Origin of the sequence: Mesorhizobium sp. 131-2-1, from assembly GCF_016756535.1 — a bacterium.
GTDB lineage: Bacteria > Pseudomonadota > Alphaproteobacteria > Rhizobiales > Rhizobiaceae > Mesorhizobium.
Genome location: NZ_AP023247.1, coordinates 1605001 through 1607500 on the forward strand (window position 1 = coordinate 1605001; position 2500 = coordinate 1607500).

1 rRNA gene (cut by a window edge) is annotated in these 2500 nt (G+C 53.2%); it reads left to right on the forward strand.

Annotated elements, in window-relative coordinates:
- Positions 1-75 precede the first annotated feature (75 nt).
- A 23S ribosomal RNA gene (locus JG743_RS07875) occupies positions 76-2500 on the forward strand (it continues 373 nt past the right edge of the window).

Consider the following 2500-nt stretch of genomic DNA (forward strand, 5'->3'; position numbering starts at 1 on the left):
GACGCTAATCCCGTAAGGGAGTGGCTGAAGCGACGATTTCTTCGAAATCGCGCGATGGGTATTGGCAATGAGAACGATCAAGTGTCTTAAGGGCAATTGGTGGATGCCTTGGCATGCACAGGCGATGAAGGACGTGATACGCTGCGATAAGCTACGGGGAGGTGCGAATACCCTTTGATCCGTAGATTTCCGAATGGGGAAACCCACCTAAGGTACTTGGAAAATCAGAGCAGCAGAGCGATCTGCTACTGTGGTTTCCAAGTATCGATAATAGGTAACTTATCCTGAATACATAGGGATAAAGTGGCGAACGCGGGGAACTGAAACATCTAAGTACCCGTAGGAAAGGACATCAACCGAGACTCCGGAAGTAGTGGCGAGCGAACCCGGACCAGGCCAGTGGCGATTGAGAGACAAGCGGAACCTTCTGGAAAGTTGGGCCATAGCGGGTGACAGCCCCGTACGCGTAATGCGATCAATCGTCCTCGAGTAAGGCGGGACACGTGAAATCCTGTCTGAAATTGGGAGGACCACCTTCCAAGCCTAAGTACTCGTGCATGACCGATAGCGAACTAGTACCGTGAGGGAAAGGTGAAAAGCACCCCGACAAGGGGAGTGAAAGAGTACCTGAAACCGATTGCCTACAAACAGTGGGAGCCCGCAAGGGTGACCACGTACCTTTTGTATAATGGGTCAGCGACTTAGTGTGACGAGCAAGCTTAAACCGATAGGTGTAGGCGCAGCGAAAGCGAGTCTGAACAGGGCGTTCAGTTCGTCGCATTAGACCCGAAACCGAGTGATCTAGCCATGAGCAGGTTGAAGGTAAGGTAACACTTACTGGAGGACCGAACCCATAACTGTTGCAATAGTTCGGGATGACTTGTGGCTAGGGGTGAAAGGCCAATCAAACTCGGAAATAGCTGGTTCTCCGCGAAATCTATTTAGGTAGAGCGTCGACCGAATACCCCAGGGGGTAGAGCACTGGATGGGCTAGGGGTCCTCACCGGATTACCAAACCTAACCAAACTCCGAATACCTGGGAGTACTAGTCGGCAGACACACGGCGGGTGCTAACGTCCGTCGTGAAAAGGGAAACAACCCTGACCTACAGCTAAGGTCCCCAAGTTATGGCTAAGTGGGAAAGGATGTGAGGATCCCAAAACAACCAGGATGTTGGCTTAGAAGCAGCCATCATTTAAAGAAAGCGTAACAGCTCACTGGTCTAAATAAGGGTCTTTGCGCCGAAAATGTAACGGGGCTAAAGCCATACACCGAAGCTTAGGGTTCGCAGTAATGCGAGCGGTAGCGGAGCGTTCTGTAAGCTGATGAAGCCGTACCCGTGAGGGGCGGTGGAGGTATCAGAAGTGCGAATGCTGACATGAGTAACGTAAGGGGAGTGAGAGACTCCCCCGCCGAAAGACCAAGGGTTCCTGCTTAAAGTTAATCTGAGCAGGGTTAGCCGGCCCCTAAGACGAGGCGGAAACGCGTAGTCGATGGGAACCACGTTAATATTCGTGGGCCTGGAGGTAGTGACGGATCGCACAAGTTGTTCAACCTTATCGGATTGGTTGGGCGGCGGAGCGGTTCCAGGAAATAGCTCCTCCTTATAGACCGTACCCGAAACCGACACTGGTGGTCTGGTAGAGTATACCAAGGCGCTTGAGAGAACTATGCTGAAGGAACTCGGCAAATTGCACGCGTAACTTCGGAAGAAGCGTGACCCTTTTCTGCGCAAGCAGAGGAGGGTGGCACAGACCAGGGGGTAGCGACTGTTTATCAAAAACACAGGGCTCTGCGAAGCCGCAAGGCGACGTATAGGGTCTGACGCCTGCCCGGTGCTGGAAGGTTAAGAGGAGGGGTGCAAGCTCTGAATCGAAGCCCCAGTAAACGGCGGCCGTAACTATAACGGTCCTAAGGTAGCGAAATTCCTTGTCGGGTAAGTTCCGACCTGCACGAATGGCGTAACGACTTCCCCGCTGTCTCCAGCATAGACTCAGTGAAATTGAATTCCCCGTGAAGATGCGGGGTTCCTGCGGTTAGACGGAAAGACCCCGTGCACCTTTACTATAGCTTTACATTGGCATTCGTAGTGGCATGTGTAGGATAGGTGGTAGGCTTTGAAGCCAGGGCGCCAGCCTTGGTGGAGCCACCCTTGAAATACCACCCTTATCTCTATGGATGTCTAACCGCGGCCCGTTATCCGGGTCCGGGACAATGTATGGTGGGTAGTTTGACTGGGGCGGTCGCCTCCTAAAGAGTAACGGAGGCGCGCGATGGTGGGCTCAGAACGGTCGGAAATCGTTCGCTGAGTGCAATGGCATAAGCCTGCCTGACTGCGAGACTGACAAGTCGAGCAGAGACGAAAGTCGGTCATAGTGATCCGGTGGTCCCGCGTGGAAGGGCCATCGCTCAACGGATAAAAGGTACGCCGGGGATAACAGGCTGATGACCCCCAAGAGTCCATATCGACGGGGTTGTTTGGCACCTCGATGTCGACTCA